General features: G+C 69.0%; 18 protein-coding genes. 10 read left to right on the forward strand and 8 right to left on the reverse strand.

Annotated elements, in window-relative coordinates:
* Window position 1: 1 nt before the first annotated feature.
* Together ACW5E8_RS03135 and ACW5E8_RS03140 are read left to right on the forward strand one after the other, a co-directional pair.
* Window positions 2-1,669: a PepSY-associated TM helix domain-containing protein gene (locus ACW5E8_RS03135; protein WP_456964033.1), complete on the forward strand. Its 1,668-nt coding sequence runs from the start codon at window positions 2-4 to the stop codon at window positions 1,667-1,669.
* On the forward strand, window positions 1,662-1,997 hold the full coding sequence (locus ACW5E8_RS03140) for a DUF3325 domain-containing protein (RefSeq protein ID WP_456964034.1): 336 nt from the start codon (window positions 1,662-1,664) through the stop codon (window positions 1,995-1,997). Before ACW5E8_RS03135 ends, ACW5E8_RS03140 begins: the two co-directional genes overlap by 8 nt.
* On the opposite strand, the gene ACW5E8_RS03145 is transcribed toward ACW5E8_RS03140, so the two are convergent.
* The gene (locus tag ACW5E8_RS03145) at window positions 1,927-2,466 is read right to left on the reverse strand and encodes a YgjP-like metallopeptidase domain-containing protein (RefSeq protein ID WP_456964035.1); all 540 of its coding nucleotides are present in this window, start codon (window positions 2,464-2,466) and stop codon (window positions 1,927-1,929) included. The genes ACW5E8_RS03140 and ACW5E8_RS03145 overlap by 71 nt on opposite strands.
* 39 nt (window positions 2,467-2,505) lie before the next feature.
* On the opposite strand from ACW5E8_RS03145, the gene ACW5E8_RS03150 reads away from it, so the two are divergent.
* The 3 genes from ACW5E8_RS03150 to ACW5E8_RS03160 are packed head-to-tail and all read left to right on the forward strand — an operon-like array spanning window position 2,506 to window position 4,920.
* Complete coding sequence (locus ACW5E8_RS03150; protein ID WP_456964036.1) at window positions 2,506-2,697, forward strand: hypothetical protein; 192 nt, start codon at window positions 2,506-2,508, stop codon at window positions 2,695-2,697.
* Entirely contained in the window at window positions 2,694-3,572 is an 879-nt protein-coding gene (gene ygiD / locus ACW5E8_RS03155; protein ID WP_456964037.1) for a 4,5-DOPA-extradiol-dioxygenase, read from the forward strand. The genes ACW5E8_RS03150 and ygiD overlap by 4 nt, the downstream gene beginning before the upstream one ends.
* A gap of 7 nt (window positions 3,573-3,579) precedes the next feature.
* Window positions 3,580-4,920: an MATE family efflux transporter gene (locus ACW5E8_RS03160; protein ID WP_456964038.1), complete on the forward strand. Its 1,341-nt coding sequence runs from the start codon at window positions 3,580-3,582 to the stop codon at window positions 4,918-4,920.
* On the opposite strand, the gene ACW5E8_RS03165 is transcribed toward ACW5E8_RS03160, so the two are convergent.
* The 3 genes from ACW5E8_RS03165 to ACW5E8_RS03175 form a co-directional block, all read right to left on the reverse strand.
* Complete coding sequence (locus ACW5E8_RS03165) at window positions 4,895-5,413, reverse strand: sensor histidine kinase (protein ID WP_456964039.1); 519 nt, start codon at window positions 5,411-5,413, stop codon at window positions 4,895-4,897. The genes ACW5E8_RS03160 and ACW5E8_RS03165 overlap by 26 nt on opposite strands.
* Window positions 5,414-5,698: 285 nt before the next feature.
* On the reverse strand, window positions 5,699-6,049 hold the full coding sequence (locus ACW5E8_RS03170) for a response regulator (RefSeq protein ID WP_456964040.1): 351 nt from the start codon (window positions 6,047-6,049) through the stop codon (window positions 5,699-5,701).
* Window positions 6,049-7,200, reverse strand: a complete 1,152-nt coding sequence (locus tag ACW5E8_RS03175; protein WP_456964041.1) for a two-component system sensor histidine kinase NtrB — start codon at window positions 7,198-7,200, stop codon at window positions 6,049-6,051. The genes ACW5E8_RS03170 and ACW5E8_RS03175 overlap by 1 nt, the downstream gene beginning before the upstream one ends.
* A gap of 139 nt (window positions 7,201-7,339) precedes the next feature.
* On the opposite strand from ACW5E8_RS03175, the gene ACW5E8_RS03180 reads away from it, so the two are divergent.
* From ACW5E8_RS03180 to ACW5E8_RS03190, 3 genes are all read left to right on the forward strand, one after another.
* Window positions 7,340-7,747 (forward strand): host attachment family protein, encoded by a 408-nt coding sequence (locus ACW5E8_RS03180; protein WP_456964042.1) that lies wholly within the window; start codon window positions 7,340-7,342, stop codon window positions 7,745-7,747.
* A complete protein-coding gene (locus ACW5E8_RS03185) occupies window positions 7,744-8,073 on the forward strand; it encodes a thioredoxin family protein (RefSeq protein ID WP_456964043.1) in 330 nt (109 codons plus the stop codon). Before ACW5E8_RS03180 ends, ACW5E8_RS03185 begins: the two co-directional genes overlap by 4 nt.
* 108 nt (window positions 8,074-8,181) lie before the next feature.
* Entirely contained in the window at window positions 8,182-9,642 is a 1,461-nt protein-coding gene (locus ACW5E8_RS03190) for a SulP family inorganic anion transporter (RefSeq protein WP_456964044.1), read from the forward strand.
* A gap of 10 nt (window positions 9,643-9,652) precedes the next feature.
* Here ACW5E8_RS03190 and ACW5E8_RS03195 read toward each other — a convergent pair whose 3' ends face one another.
* Both ACW5E8_RS03195 and nirK read right to left on the reverse strand, forming a co-directional pair.
* Complete coding sequence (locus ACW5E8_RS03195; protein ID WP_456964045.1) at window positions 9,653-10,345, reverse strand: hypothetical protein; 693 nt, start codon at window positions 10,343-10,345, stop codon at window positions 9,653-9,655.
* A gap of 156 nt (window positions 10,346-10,501) precedes the next feature.
* Window positions 10,502-11,878, reverse strand: a complete 1,377-nt coding sequence (gene nirK, locus ACW5E8_RS03200) for a copper-containing nitrite reductase (protein ID WP_456964046.1) — start codon at window positions 11,876-11,878, stop codon at window positions 10,502-10,504.
* Window positions 11,879-12,123: 245 nt separating this feature from the next.
* Between nirK and ACW5E8_RS03205 the strand changes: the two genes are divergently transcribed.
* Complete coding sequence (locus tag ACW5E8_RS03205; protein ID WP_456964047.1) at window positions 12,124-12,504, forward strand: DUF2946 family protein; 381 nt, start codon at window positions 12,124-12,126, stop codon at window positions 12,502-12,504.
* A 66-nt stretch (window positions 12,505-12,570) separates the two neighbouring features.
* A complete protein-coding gene (locus ACW5E8_RS03210) occupies window positions 12,571-14,673 on the forward strand; it encodes a TonB-dependent copper receptor (RefSeq protein WP_456964048.1) in 2,103 nt (700 codons plus the stop codon).
* A 29-nt stretch (window positions 14,674-14,702) separates the two neighbouring features.
* Here the strand turns inward: ACW5E8_RS03210 and arsC are convergent, their stop codons facing one another.
* Together arsC and arsH are read right to left on the reverse strand one after the other, a co-directional pair.
* Entirely contained in the window at window positions 14,703-15,104 is a 402-nt protein-coding gene (gene arsC / locus ACW5E8_RS03215; RefSeq protein ID WP_456964049.1) for an arsenate reductase (glutaredoxin), read from the reverse strand.
* A 20-nt stretch (window positions 15,105-15,124) separates the two neighbouring features.
* On the reverse strand, window positions 15,125-15,856 hold the full coding sequence (arsH, locus tag ACW5E8_RS03220; protein ID WP_456964050.1) for an arsenical resistance protein ArsH: 732 nt from the start codon (window positions 15,854-15,856) through the stop codon (window positions 15,125-15,127).
* Between the last annotated feature and the right edge of the window lie 22 nt (window positions 15,857-15,878).

Here is a 15,878-nt window from a genome sequence, read left to right on the forward strand (position 1 = left end):
GATGTTCGCCACATTCCGCCAGGCGATGGCCTGGCTCCATACCTGGTTCGGCCTGGTGCTGGGCTTCGTGCTGATGGCCGCGTTCTTCTTCGGCGCGCTGTCGGTGTTCGACCGCGAGTTCGACCGCTGGGCGATCCCGGCAACGCGCATCGAGCCGCAGCCGATGCCGTCCTATGAGGCGGTGCTGCGCCCGGCCTTCGAGCGCATGCAGCCGACGCCCGAGGCCATCGACGCGATGCGCCCACGCGCGAACGGTGAGCTGCCGGACCGCTTCGACACCATCGCCTACTGGAGCGCCTACACCACCCACCGCGACCCGGTGGTGGCGCTGTTCGCCGGTTTCGATGTGCCCAACGCCAAGCATCCCGGCGAGCAGATCTATGCCGAAGCCACCGTCGACCCGCGCGACGGCCACGTGCTGCCCGACGACCGGCTCAAGGTCGGCAGCGGCTTCTTCTATCCCATGCACTACGGCCTGACGCTGGACTGGAAGAACCTCGGCATCTGGATCGTCGGCTTCTCGGCGCTGGTGATGCTGGCGGCGCTGGTGAGCGGCGTGGTGATGCACCGGAAGCTCTTCCGCGAGTTCTTCACCTTCCGTCCGGGCAAGCAGCGGCTGCGCAGCGTGCTCGACCTGCACAACCTGACCGGCGTGGTCGCGCTGCCGTTCCACTTCTTCTTCGCGCTCACGGGCCTGCTGATCTTCGCGGCGACCTACTTCTTCCCGCTCGGCCACACCCAGCTGCATGAGCTGCACGACCGCGCCGCCGCACTTGAAGCGCAACAGACCGGGCTGCCGCACGAGCGCGCCGGCGTGCCGGCCGACCTCGCCAACGTCGACGCGATGGTGGCCGACGCGCGCGCGCGCTGGGAGGCGGCGGGCAAGGCGGGTGACGTCGGCTTCCTGGTGCTGATGCATGTGGGCGACGCCAACGGCTACGTGAGTGTGTACCGCGCCGGCACCGACCGCATCGCGCTGGTCGGCGACGGCATCCACTTCAAGGCCGCGACGGGCGAACTGATCCGCGTCGATCCGCCGCCCACCGCCGTGGGCCGCGTGGCCGAGTTCCTCACCGGCCTGCACCTGCAGCATTTCCGCCACTGGCTGCTGCGCTGGCTGTACGTGTTTGGCGGGCTGGCGGGCGCGGTGTGCATCGCGACGGGCTTCGTGTTCTTCGTCGAGAAGCGCAAGCGGCAGCACGCGGCGCGCGGCGTGCAGGGCGCGCGCGTGGTCGATGCGCTGGCGGTGACCACGGTGACCGGCATGGTGCTGGCGGCACTCGGGATCCTGATCGCCAACCGCCTGCTGCCCGTGGACCTGCCCGCGCGCGGCGACTGGGAGCAGCGCGCGTTCTGGCTGACCTGGGTGCTGGCGCTGCTCCACGCCGGCTGGCGCAGCGCGCCGGTGGCGCGCGGGCTGTCGAACCCGGCGTGGCGCGAACAGGCGTGGGCGATCGCCGTACTCGCGGTCGCGGCCGCGGTGCTCAACTGGGTGACGACCGGCGACCACCTGCTGCGCACGCTGGCCAATGGCTACTGGCCGGTGGCCGGCGTGGACCTGGCGTTGCTGGCAGTGGCCGCAACTGCGGGCGTGGTCGCGCACAGGCTGGGCCATCGCGCGCTCGTGCGGCAGGCGGCTGTCACCGCCACGGAGCCACGCCATGCATGAGCCCGGCGCCACGCTCTGGCTGGTTGCGGCGGCCCTGTGCGCCTTCGTCGGCATGGGCTGGCTGGCGCTGGCGATGCCGGTGCACGCGCTGCAGGCGTGGGGTCGACTGCAGCCGCCCGTGCAACTGACGCGGCTGCGACGCCTGGGCATGGTCGCGGTGCTGCTTGCGCTGTCCTGCTGCCTGGGTAGCGACCACGCGACCATGGCGGTGCTGGTGTGGTTGATGCTGTTGGCTGCCGCGGCCGCCGCAACGGCACTCATCCTTTCAAGTCGACCCCGTCGCCTGCGGCTGCTCGCGCCGTGGGTGCGGCGCCATCCAGCCAGGTGAGATACAGCCGCATGTCGAACTCGAGCCGGTGGTAGTCGGGCTCCATGTGCATGCACAGCTGGTAGAACGCCTTGTTGTGGTCGGACTCCTTCAGGTGCGCGAGTTCGTGCACCACGATCGCCTTGAGCAGGGCAGCGGGCGCGTCCCTGAACACGCTGGCGATCCGGATCTCGCGGCTGGCCTTGAGCCGGCTGCCCTGGATCCGCGAGATGGTGGTGTGGGTGCCGAGCGCGTGCTTCAGCACCTGCAGCCTGCCGTCGTAGAGCACCTTGCCCAGCGGAGCGGACTTCCGCAGGTAGCGGCTTTTGAGCGCCTGCACGTACTCGTACAGCTGGCTGTCGGTGCGCACGGCGTGGGCGTCGGGATACCGGCCGCTCAGGAACGGGCCAAGCCGGTCCTGGTCGATCAGCCCCCGCACCTGCGCCTGGAGGTGCTGCGGGTAGCCGGCGAGGTATTTCAAGGCGTGCATCGCGTGCTGCGGCAGGGATGGGTGCGGGAGCTCCAGTGTATGGCGTACCGCCGCATCGCCGAGAACTTCAAGATCGGCGCCGGCTACAACTTCACCTCGTTCAGCGACGACCTGACCGACCTCGAGTACGACCACCGCGGCTGGTTCATCAACATCGCGGGCTACTACTGGGGCAGGGGCCAGGGCGCAGCGCGGCGCGGACGGTCGCATACTGGCCGCATCCCCGGATGATCGAGGTCGCCATGGCCCTGCCGCCCCTGATGCCCGCCGCCTTCCTCGGCCACGGCAGTCCCATGAACGCGCTGGAGCGCAATCGTTACACCGAAGCCTGGCGCGCGTTCGGTGCATCGGTGCCGCGCCCGCGCGCGATCCTGGCGGTGTCGGCGCACTGGTATGTCAACGCCACCGCGGTCACCGCGATGTCGCGCCCGAAGACCATCCACGACTTCTTCGGTTTCCCGCAGGCGCTGTTCGACGTGCAGTACCCGGCGCCGGGCCTGCCCGAGCTCGCGGAAGAGGTGGCCGATGTCGCGAAGCCGGACTTCGTCGGCGCCGACCATGACGGCTGGGGACTCGACCACGGCACCTGGTCGGTGCTGGTGCATGCGTTCCCGGACGCGGACATACCGGTGGTGCAGCTTTCCATCAATGCGAGAAAGCCGCCCGAGTTCCACATCGAACTCGGCGCGCGCCTGGCTGCGCTGCGCGAGCACGGCATCCTGGTGGTGGGCAGCGGCAACGTCGTGCACAACCTGCACGCGATCGACTGGAAGCAGCCCGACTCTGCGTTCGACTGGAACGAGCGCTTCGACACCGCGGCGAAGCAGGTGCTGGCCGAGCGGCCGGGTGACGCGGCCGCGCTGATGCGGCACGCGGACTTTGCCGCCGCAGCGCCGACCGACGAACACTTCCTGCCGCTGCTGTACTTGGCGGGGATTGCGGCGGCGAGCGGCAAGGGCGCCGACGTGCTGGTGGAAGGCCCGGCCTACGGCTCGCTGTCGATGACGTCGTACACCGTGGGCGCGCAGTGCCCGCCCGACAGCGACGTCACCGCGGGCGCGGCGCCACTGGCGGCCAACGTCCCGGCGGACGAATCCAACCTGTAGCGCGGCGGTGTCACCGCAGGCAGCGGGCCTGACCCGCACGGCCATCGCCCGTCAGGCGTGGCCGATCATCCTCGCCAACGCCGCGGTGCCCAGCCTCGGTCTGGTCGACACCGCCGTCATCGGCCACTACGGCAGCGCGGTGGAGCTGGGCGCACTGGCGCTGGGCGCGCTGCTCTTCAACTTTGTGTACTGGAGCTTCGGCTTCCTGCGCATGGGCACCACCGGCTTCGTCGCGCAGGCATCCGGCGCCGGCGACGAGCCCGAGGTGCGCGCCACGCTTGCGCGCGCGGTGCTGCTGGCCATTGGCCTGGGCATCGCATTGCTGCTGCTGCAGTGGCCGGTCACCTGGCTGTACTTCTCGCTGATGGACGGCAGTGACGCGGTGGAAGCGGTCGCTGGCGAATACTTCCGCGCCCGGATCTGGGGCGCGCCGGCGGCGCTGGCCCTGTTCGCGATCAGCGGCCTGTTGATCGGCTTGGGCCGCAGTCGTGAACTGCTGCTGGTGCAACTGCTGCTCAACGGCCTCAACGCCGGGCTGGACATCTGGTTTGCCGGCGCGCTTGGCATGGGCGCGCGCGGCATCGGCCTGGGCACGGCGATCGCGGAATGGAGCACGTTCGCCGTCGCCATCATCGTGGTGCTGCGCGTGCTGCGTGCGCGCCACGGCGATGCGGCGCCGTTCCTGCCCTGGGCGCGCATCGCCGACTGGCAGCGCATCCGCGCGTCGCTGGCCGCCAACCGCGACATCCTCGTACGCACGCTGTGCCTGCTGCTCGCGTTCGGCTGGTTCGCCAACGCCGGCGCACGCTTCGGCGACGTGACCCTTGCGGCGAACCACATCCTGCTGCAGCTGGTGTCGTTCAGTGCGTTCTTCCTGGACGGCTTCGCGTTCGTGGCCGAAGCCCACGTGGGCGCGGCCTGGGGTGCGCGCGACAGCGGCAGGTTCAAGCGCGCGGTACGGCTGACCAGCGAGCTGGCCGGAGGCACTGCGCTGGGGCTGGCGGTGCTGGTCCTGGTGCTGGGCGAAGCCGCGGTGATGGCCTTGACCAGCCTGCCCGCGGTGCGCGAAGCCGCTGCGACGCACCTGCCATGGGCCGCGCTGTACGTACTGCTCTCGGTGGCGGCGTTCCAGCTGGACGGCGTGTTCATCGGCGCCACCCGCACGCGGGAGATGCGGCAGGCCGGCCTGGTGTCGTTGGGGGTGTTCCTGCTGGCCGCATGGCCGCTGGCGGCCCTCTGGGGCAACCACGGGTTGTGGGCGGCGTTCGTGGTGTACGTGGTGGCGCGAGCCGCGGCGCTGTTGGCCTGGTACGGGGGCCTTGTCAGGCCCGGGGCAGGTGCATCCTGAAGGTGGTCGTGTCCGCGGCGGATTCCGCGCGGATCGTGCCGTCATGCGCTTTCACGATCTGGCTCACAATGAACAGTCCCAGCCCGAGGCTGGCATGTTCCAGGTCGCCTCCAGACACGCCGCCACGCCTGAGGGGTTCGAACATCAGGTCCAGCGCTTCCGGGGGGATGGTGTCGCCCTCGTTGCTGATGGAGAGTTCCACCGCGGAGTTGCCGTCACGCAGCTCCACCCGGATTTCGCCGCCGGAGTCGCCGTACTTGTGCGCGTTCACCACCAGGTTCGCGAGCACTTCGCGCATGGCCCTGGCGTCGAACATGCCGTGCACGGCGTCCGGGCCATGCAGACGGATGCGGGCCCCGGGGATGGACGCCTGCAGCTGCTCGATCTCGTCGCGGCAGGCCTGTGCCAGGTCGACGTTCGCCCGGTCGACCTCGAAGCCCAGGCCCATCTGCGAGCGGTTGTAGACCAGCAGCTTGTCCAGCAGTTCGCGCATGCTTTCGCCACTGCGGAGGAGCCGTTCCGCTGCCCGTGCCAGTGGCACGTCGACCGCGCTTGCCGCAATGAGCTCGGACGTCAGAGCGTGCCGCCGCCGATGGCGTCGAAGCCGAGGGTAGCGCCGGTCGCGGCGACGAAGGCACGATGGCGAAGACCACCAAAGCAACGCTGTCCGCCGATGGCGTGGACGATGGCGACGCGCCAGCACGCAAGCGCTGAACCAGGGTGTGATCAAGCGAGCGCCCGGGATTCCCGGGCGTTTCGTGTTCCTGACCGGGCGCGCCTAGCTTTCCAGTACGCCGAGCAGCTGGTGCAGCCGGTAGGGCTTGGGCAGGAATTGCGCGCCCTCCGGTATCGGTGGCAATTGGGAGCGCTGGTACCCGGACACCAGCACGATCCTGGCCTGGGGCTGCAGCCGGGCCGCTTCCTCCGCAACCTGGAGGCCGGTCACGCCCTTGGGCATGCTGACGTCGGTGACGACGTGGTCGAAGACGGCATCACCCTGCAGCTTCTCGATCGCTTCCTTGCCGTTGCTGGCCATGGTGACGTCATAACCCAGGTCGGAGAGCGCCTCGAAGATGAGGAACCTGAGGTCGTCTTCGTCTTCGACGAACAGGAGGCGGGTCTGGGACATCAGCAGTCCTCGCTTGCGGGGAGGTGGATGGACACGGTGGTGCCGTGGCCCGGCGTGCTGTCGAGTTCGGCGAAGCCACCGGACTGCGCGGCGAAGCCGAACACCTGGCTGAGCCCGAGGCCGCTGCCGCGTCCCACCTCCTTGGTCGTGAAAAATGGCTCGAACACACGGCTCTGGTGCTCGACTGGAATGCCGGGGCCGTCGTCGGTGACGGACGCGCGGATGAACAGCCGGGGTTCGTCCTGCGGAGCGGCCGGAAGCCGCGTCCGGCGCATGGACGTGGACACGGTGATGCGCCCGCCGTCGGGCATCGCGTCCCTGCTGTTGATGACCAGGTTGAGCAGGGCGGCTTCGAACTGGCCGCGGTCGATCTCCGCGGGCGCCGTCCCCGGTACGAGCGCGAGGCCCAGGTCGACGAGGTCGGCGGCCGCGCGGCGCAGCAGGTCTTCGGATTCGCGGACCAGCGCGTTGACGTCGACGCATTCCGTCGCCAGCACCTGGCCGCGGCCGAAGGTCAGCAGCTGCCGCGTGAGCAGCACGCCGCGGTCCGTCGCCCGCATGGCGGTTTCGAGCACCTTGGCGGTCCTCTCGTCCGCGTTCCTGCGTCCGATGAGATCCAGGCTGTTCACCACCACGGTCAGCAGGTTGTTGAAGTCGTGGGCGAGCCCCAGCGTCAGCAGCCCGATGGCTTCCATCTTCTGGGCCTGGAACAGGGCCTGCTGCGCTTCCTGGAGGCGCCGGGCGGCCTCATCGCGCTCGGTGATGTCGCGGGTCACCTTTGCGTAGCCCAGCAGCGAACCGTCGTCTCCCCAGATCGGGTCGATGACCACGCTGGCCAGGAACTGCGTGCCGTCGCGTCGCACCCGCCAGCCTTCGGCGGAGAAGCGGCCGTCGGCTTCGGCGGTCCTCAGGTTGCGCAGCGGAAGGCCGGCCTCGACGTCGGGGGGCGTGTAGAAGCGCGAGAAGTGCGTGCCGATGACCTCGTCCGCGCTGTAGCCCTTGATCCGCACGCCACCGGGGTTCCACGAGCGCACGAATCCGCCCGCGTCCAGCATGTAGATGGCGTAGTCGGTGACCGAATTGAGGAGCAGGGCGAACTGGCGAGTCTCGTCTTCCAGCTCGCTCGCCGGTCGTGTCTGAATAGGATGCATCGATCCCCCTGAGCGGGCACGGTATGGGTTCACCCGTTAATCCTTCGTCAACCGGGGACGGCTGGACCCCACGGTAGGTCACGCGTTGTTGATGGGGCGTCATTGAAGGTGGTTCCCATCGCAACGAACGGAGTTTCACATGACGATTGTTCCTTCCGACGCCTTGGTCGTTGTTGCCGATGGCACAGGTGCCCGCGTGTTCCGCAACCGTGGGGACGAGCGCGCGCCCCTGTTGCACCAGGTCGACCTGCTGGAGCTGATGAACATGGACGACGACGGACCGTCGGGCAGCATGCCGCAGGAGTCCACTGGCCATGACATCGACGAAGCCACCTTCGCCAAGCAGCTGGCGCACGGCCTCAACCAGGGGGCGCTGAAACAGCAGTACGAACATCTGGTGCTGATCGCCGACCCGGCAACGCTGGGCCGCATCCGCCCGCAGCTCCACAAGGAAGTCCAGGCGCGCATCGTGTCGGAGATCGCCAAGACGCTGACCAATGCGCCGCTGGGCGACATCGAACAGGCGCTGCGCGGCTCCGCGGCGTGAGCTACCAGGCGGCCTATGCGGGAGCGGAGCCTGAGCGCGCATCAGTCGACGCCGAATCCAAGCCCGTGCTGCTCGAGTTCGGCGCGCCATGGTGCGGACACTGCATGGCGGCGCAGCCAGCGATCGAATCCCTGCTGTCGGAACTGTCGGGGGTGGGGCACGTCAAGATCGAGGATGGTCGCGGCAAGCCGCTGGGGCGCTCGTTCGGCGTGAAGCTGTGGCCGACGCTGGTGCTGCTGCAGTCGGGTGCCGAACTTGCCCGGGTGGTGCGTCCTGTCTCCGCCGCGGACCTCGCGCCGCTGCGGGCGGCGCTGCCGTCTGCTTGAGCGCCATGTTGCGCCGCAATATACTGGCAGGCCTGCCCGCAGCCATGCCGCGATGACTGCGCCCTGACGGGCCGGGCGTGCGGTCCGCGCGCCTCCGGAGTCCTCCTGATGTCTGTCACCTATCCGCTGCGCGAGCAGTGGTTCGGCAATGTGCGCGGCGACCTGTTGTCTGGCCTGCTCGTGGCCCTGGCGCTGATTCCCGAGGCGATCGCGTTTTCCATCATCGCCGGGGTCGATCCCAAGGTCGGCCTGTACGCCTCGTTCTGCATCGCGGTGGTCACGGCCTTTGCCGGTGGGCGGCCCGGCATGATCTCCGCCGCCACCGGCGCGATGGCGCTGGTGATGGTCGTCCTGGTCCGCGACCACGGCCTGCAGTATCTGTTCGCGGCCACGATCCTCGCCGGGCTGCTGCAGATGCTCGCGGCGGCGTTGCGGCTCAACACGCTGATGCGCTTCGTGTCGCGCTCGGTGGTGGTGGGCTTCGTCAATGCCCTGGCGATACTGATCTTCCTGGCGCAGCTGCCGGAGTTGATCGGCATGCCGTGGACCGTGTACGCGGTCTGCGCGGCCGGTCTGGCCATCATCTACCTGCTGCCGCTCGTCACGCGCGCGGTGCCGTCGCCGCTGGTCGCGATCGTGGTGCTCACCATCGCCTGCATCTGGATGGGCCTGGACATCCGCACCGTGGGCGACATGGGCGAACTGCCCGACAGCCTGCCGGTGTTCCTGCTGCCCGATATCCCGTGGACGCTGGAGACGCTGCGCATCCTGCTGCCCGTGTCCGCGACCCTGGCCGTGGTCGGCCTGCTGGAGTCGCTCATGACGGCGCAGATCGTCGAGGACATGACCGATACGCCCACCGACCGCCGCCGCGAATGCGCGGGGCAGGGTGCGGCGAACATCGTCACTGGCTTCTTCGGCGGCATGGCCGGCTGCGCGATGATCGGACAGTCGGTGATCAACGTGTCTTCAGGCGGCCGCGGACGGCTGTCGTGCTGCGTGGCGGGCGTGGTGCTGTTGCTGCTGGTGGTCTATGCCTCGGAGTGGGTGTCGCGCATCCCGATGGCGGCGCTGGTGGCGGTGATGATCATGGTGAGCATCGGCACCTTCCACTGGAAAAGCTTCATCGAGCTCAAGACCCATCCGAAGACGGCCAACCTGATCATGATCGGCACCGTGGTGGTGACCGTGGCCACCCACGACCTGGCCAAGGGCGTGCTGACGGGCGTGCTGCTGACCGCGCTGTCGTTTACCCGCCGGGTAAGCGCGCTACTCGCGGTGGACGCCCGGGATGCGGACGACGGCAGCCGCGTGTATGCGGTACGTGGACAGGTGTTCTTCGCCTCCGCGGTGCAGTTCGGCAACAGCTTCGACTACCTGCACGCACCGGCGAAGGTGGTGATCGACCTGCGCCACGCGCACTTCTGGGACACCAGCGCCGTGGCCGCGCTGGATCGCGTGGTGCTGAAGCTCCGCAGGCACGGCGCCGAGGTGGACGTGGTGGGCCTCAACCAGGCCAGCGAGTCATTGGTGGCACGGTTGGAGACGCACCGCGCCGCTGGCCCCTGACGGGCAGGCGTCAGGCTGTGCCGCCACTGAGCGCGAGGAAGGTATCGATCTCTGCTGCCACACAGCCGGACTCGCGCGCGGGCAGCTCTGTCTGCGAGCGCCACTCGGGAAGCTCGCGGCCGTCATCGGCGATGCCGAGCCCTCGTGTCCAGTGCGCCAGGTAGCTCAGGCCCTCGTTGCCGGCCTGGCGTGGACCATCGCCGGCCGCGGCATCCTGCGCTCGTTCCCAGTGCCCACGCTGGTCCGCTGACCCGGGCGACGTCGAGGGGCGCGGAAGCGCGAGCAGCATCCTGAGGGCATGTCCGTCGAGTGGACGATAGGCGGCCAGGCGCAGGCGTCCGTCATCGCGCGGGGTGATCGCGGCCAGTAGCAGCTCACCACGCTGCAGGGTGACGACGTCCGCACCCAGGTCGATCGGCCCGATCTCAAGCCACGTTCCGCCACCCGCAGTGACGATTCCAGGCGTGCCTTCCGGTGCCAGGAGTTCCGCCAGCCGCGCCATCGCCGGCGCCATGCGCTGCCAGTCCGCGGCCGGGGCGGCGGCACGCAGCTGCAGTCCGTGCAGCATGTCGGCCAGCGGCAGTTCGCCGTCGTTGGCCACGGCGGCCTGGAAGGCGGGCAGGGCGACGGGATAGGGGATGGCGGGAAGGCCGAGGCCGTGGAGGGCGTCGGGTTTCGGATGGAGTTCGATCATCGATTGCATGGCGCGTATTGTCCCCGCCTTCGTCTCACCCGGCGTGACTGCGGCATGACCCTTTCGTAGCAATCGATGCCGCGCGGGACTTGACACCGGCGTTCAGGCGCGCAAAAGAAACGGCCCCCGAGGGGGCCGTTCCGTGTCATGCCAGCCTGGATCCGGTCAGTGGCCGGAGGCGGCGTCGATCGGCTCGTCGCTGTTGAAGATCGTCGGGTCCGCCGTGCCGTGCACCGTGAGGATGCCGGTCAGGCCCTTCTCGGCGCGGGACAGGGCGTGGTCGACCAGGATGTACTTGCCCGGGTAGTCGACCTTGAACTCGACCATGGTCGCGCCGCCCGGCGGCACCAGCGTGGTCTGCACGTCCAGCAGCGGCGGGCTGGTGAACGAGGCCAGGTTGTAGACCCGGTCGAAGACCTCGCCGATCAGGTGGAAGCTCGAGGTCATGTTCGGGCCGCCGACGCCGAAGAAGATGCGCACCTCCTCGCCGACGTTCGCGTTCATGTCGAAGGTCTTGGTCAGCGCGTCCATCGAGCCGTTGAACATCAGGTGCTCGGGCTTCTCGTCGAGCAGCTTGTCGACCGAGAACTCCTGCAGGCCGCGCGAGCCGTGCTTCTGCGCCGTGTACAGCTCGCCCTGCATGACGTAGTACTCCTTGTCGACCGCGGGCAGGCCGCCTTCGGGTTCGACCAGGATCATTCCGTACATGCCGTTGGAGATGTGGTGGGCGATCATCGGCGTGGCGCAGTGGTACACGAACAGGCCGGGGTGCAGGGCCTTGAAGGTGAAGCTCTTGGTCTCGCCCGGGCGCACCTGGGTCACCGCCGCGCCGCCGCCGGGGCCGGTCACGGAGTGGAAGTCGACCGAGTGGATGTTGATGCTGTCTTCGGCGTTCTTCAGGTTGATGGTCACCGTGTCGCCCTGGCGGATGCGCAGGAGCGGGCCCGGCACGGTGTTGTCGAAGGTCCAGTAGCGGTAGCTGCTGCCATCGGACAGGCGGCCCTCGACCTCGGTGGTCAGCAGGTCGTAGGTAACGTGCTGCGGGGCGCGGTCGCCAACCGGCGTGCCGACCTCGGCCGGGTTCTTGGCCACGTCGAGCGCCGTGCTCACTTCTTCCTTCACGTCACCGACGATCAGGTTGCCGGCCATGCCCGCCAGTTTGTGGCCGGGGATGGTGCAGATGTACTCGAAGTTGCCGCTCTTGGTGGCGCGGAACACGATGGTGGTCGCCGAGCCGACGCCGACCAGCTGGTCGGACTGGGCGCCGAACTCCGGCACCGCGATGTCGTGCATGGCGCCGTCGTTGTTGGTGATGGTGATCGCGACCACCGCGCCCTCGGCCACGCGCAGGTCGGGGTTGACCACGTCCTTGATCGCACCGGCGTTGCCGATGAAGACCATCTGGCCGTTGGTGATCTCGGTGCGCATGCTGAAGGTGACGTCGGCCACCATATCGACCGAGGCCGAGCCCTGCGCAGCAACATCGTGCGGGACGAAGCCGCCGGCGGCGGCCAGTGCGAACAGCAGTACAAGGTTCCTCATTGCGGATTTCCTTAGCGGTTAAAAGAAACTGTGGGGCCGTGGGGCTGTGGAGCGGGCTCCTTCGCCGTTGGGAGGAAAGTTATCCCGCTGCCCGCGTCGCCACCATGATCTGGGTCAAGCGCATACGTTCGCGTATGGAAATCGGATCGGCTTGACCTGGGTCACGGCGGCCGTGCCGGGCGGCGCGGATCATCGACCTCGAAATGAAACGCCCCGCGCCCAGTAGATGGTTCAGCCGGATCGGCTTGACGGCAGTGATGCTCCTGCTGGTGCTGCCGACCGCGGGGCGGATGCTGCAGGCGCCTGGCGCGGCGGCGTCGGTGATTGTTTCAGGGCACGCCGGAAGCGATCACGTCGCCCCGGGGGCCGCCCACGCGCACCACGGCCACCACGCCACGCAGGTTGCGGGCGACGGCGAGCGGCCGGTGCTTCCGCCGGGGCCGGTCGACGGTCCCGACTGCGACTACTGCCCGCTGCTCGCTTCGCTGGTGGCGGTCGCGCAGCCGGGGTTCGTGCTGCCGCGGGGCAGTACGGCATGGGCAGTGTTCCCGGCGTACGCCGCGCCGCGGCTTCCCTGGTTCCACCCGAGCGGGCTTGGCTCCCGCGGTCCGCCACTCCACGGCTGAAGACCGCCCACGCGCGCGGCATCCGCCGCGCGCACATCCCAAGCCTTGCCCGTGGAGTCCCCTGCCATGTCGATCCCGTATTGCCCGGCGATCCGCTCGTCCTGCCTGTTCGTGGCGATTGCCGCCGCGCTTGCCGTCCCATCCGCCTTCGCCGTCGAAAGCGCGAACACCGACACCGCTGCCGATGCCACGCGCACGGTCGACTTCGACACGCTCGTCGTCACCGCTGCGGCACCGGTTTCGGCGCTCACCTGGGAAACCAGCCCGAAGCTGCCGCGCCAGCCGGTACCCGCCAGCGATGGCGCCGATTACCTGAAGACGATTCCCGGCTTCACCGCGGTACGCAACGGCGGCAGCAACGGCGATCCCGTGCTGCGCGGCATGTTCGGTTCGCGCCTGAACCTGCTCACCAACGATGGCGCGATGCCGGGCGCCTGCCCGTCGCGCATGGACAACGCCATGTCCTACATCGCGCCGGAAACCTACGACGCGCTGGTGGTCATCAAGGGGCCGCAGACGGTGCTCTGGGGGCCGGGCGCATCGGCGGGCACGGTGCGCTTCGAGCGCGACCGCGAGTACTACGCGGACCCCACCTGGAAGGTCGCCGGCAGCGCGCTGGGCGGCAGCTGGGGCCGCAACGACCAGGTGATCGATGCGACCTGGGGCGCGCCGCTGGGCTATGCCCGCATCAGCGCCAACCGCTCCGAGTCCGGCGACTACGACGACGGCAATGGCGACCGCGTGGGCTCGGCCTGGAAGAAGTGGAACGCGGACTTCGCACTCGGCTGGACGCCCGACGAGGACACGCTGCTTGAACTCGGCGTCGGCGTCGGCGACGGCCAGGCGCGCTACGCCACGCGCGGCATGGACGGCAGCCGGTTCGATCGTACGAACACCAGCCTGCGCTTCGAGAAGGACAACATCGGCGAGCGCCTGCAGGCCTTCGAAGCCAGCGTGTTCCACAACGTCGCCGACCACGTGATGGACAACTACAGCCTGCGCGATCCGAACCCGGCTGGTCCGATGCCGATGCCGATGGCGTCGAATGTCGAACGCAGCACGAGCGGAGGGCGCGCGGCGGCGACCTGGCGCGGCGCGGAGTTCGAGATGGTGACGGGCATCGATGCGCAGGACAGCCGCCACCGCCGCCGCAGCGCGATGGGGCGCGGCGCGTATCTTGCGGCGCCGTGGGTGGTGGATGCGCGCTTCGACAACCTCGGTGTGTTCGGCGAGGGCACCTGGTTCCAGGGCGACGACACGCGCTGGATCGCCGGTGCGCGCGTGGACCGCGCGGGCGTCGATGATGGACGCGCCACGGTCTCGGGCGGCCATGGCCACGGCGGCCATGCGATGCCCAATCCCACCGCCGGGCAAGGGCGTGATGAAACGCTCAAGGCCGGCTTCGTCCGCTTCGAACGCGACATCGACCGCAAGCTGAGCGGGTACGCCGGCATCGGCCACACCGAGCGCATGCCCGACTACTGGGAGCTGTTCTCCGCCGACTTGGGGCCGATGGGCGCGCCCAACGCCTTCGCGGGCCTGGACACCGAGAAGACCACGCAGCTCGACGTCGGCCTGCAGTACCGCGGCGAGCGCTTCGACGCCTGGATCTCGGCCTACGCCGGTCGCGTGGACGACTTCATCCAGTTCCGCTACATCGACGGAATGATGGGCCCGATGTCGATGGTGACCAACATCGATGCCCAGACCGCCGGGGCCGAACTGGGCGTGGACTACCGCGCCTCGGATGACTGGAAGTTCGGTGGCAGCCTGGCGTATGCGCGCGGCAAGGACCGCGACAGCGGCCGTCCGCTGCCGCAGATGCCGCCGCTTGAAGGTCGCTTCAGCGCCGACTGGGACAACGGCACCTGGTCGGCCGGCGCGCTGTTGCGCGTGGTCGCCGGCCAGGACCGCGTGGCCGAGGGCTACGGCAACGTGGTCGGCCAGGACATCGGCCCCAGTGCCGGCTTCGCCACCATCGCACTGAACGGTGGCTACCGGTTCGCCAGCGGCGTGCAGCTCACGGCCGGCGTCGACAATCTGTTCGACCGTGCGTACAGCGAGCACCTGAACCTGGCCGGCAATGCCGACTTCGGCTATCCGGCGGACGCGGTGCGGATCAACGAGCCGGGCCGCACGTTCTGGCTGCGGGTGGGCTACGCGTACTGATGCGTGCGAGGCGGGGCAGGGTGGCGCAGTTACTTCGGCGCCACCATGCCGCCATCCTCCTTGGTGAACGGCGCGGGGAGCGGCGGCAGGATGTCGAGCACCGCTTCCGACGGCCGTGCCAGCCGAACGCCCTTGTCGGTGCGCACGAAGGGGCGGTTGATCAGGATCGGCTCGGCGAGCATGGCGTCGAGCAGGGCGTCGTCGGACAGCGTGGGATCGGCGAGGCCGAGTTCGGCGTACTTCGCTTCCTTGGCGCGGATCGCATCGCGCACGCCGATGCCGGCGTCGCGGATCAGCGCGGCCAGCTGTTCGCGCGTGGGCGTGTCCTTCAGGTATTCAACGATGTCGGGCTCAATGCCGGCGTGGCGGATGAGCGCCAGCGTGTTGCGCGACGTGCCGCAGCGGGGGTTGTGATAGATCATGGCGTGCATGGGGGTGCTCCTCGGGTGCGTCAGGACTGGGTTTCGATCGCGGCGCTCGCGGCCGCCAGCTGCCGGGCGACCAGGTCGCCCTTGCGCTCACTGTAGCGGTCGGTGAGGTAGTCGCTGCGGCCGCGCACCAGCAGCGTGAACTTGAGCAGCTCCTCGATCACGTCGACCACGCGGTCGTAATACGGCGAGGGCTTCATGCGGCCGTCGTCGTTGAACTCCTGCCAGGCCTTGGGCACGGACGACTGGTTCGGGATCGTCACCATGCGCATCCAGCGCCCGAGCACGCGCAGCGCGTTGACCACGTTGAACGACTGCGAGCCGCCGCAGACCTGCATCACCGCCAGCGTGCGGCCCTGGGTCGGGCGCACGCCGCCTTCCTCCAGCGGCAGCCAGTCGATCTGGTTCTTGAACACGGCGCTCACGGCACCGTGGCGCTCCGGACTCACCCAGACCTGGCCTTCGGACCACAGTGACAGCGCGCGCAGTTCCTGCACTTTCGGATGCTCCGTTTCGACGCTGCCCTGCACCGGCAGGCCGCGTGGGTCGAACACGCGGGTCTCGGCGCCGAAGTGACGCAGCAGGCGCTCGGCCTCCAGCGCGAGCTTGCGGCTGTAGGACTCCGGGCGCAGCGAGCCGTAGAGGATCAGGATCCGCGGCGCGTGCGCGCTGCCGGCTTCCATCGCGAGTGTGTCGCGGCTGGGCGCGTGCATGGCTGCGGGAGCCAGGTTGGGCAGGTCGAGGGGCGTGGTCATGGTTGCTTCGCGCAAAACGTTT

The sequence above is a fragment of the Luteimonas sp. A649 genome (assembly GCF_054072735.1).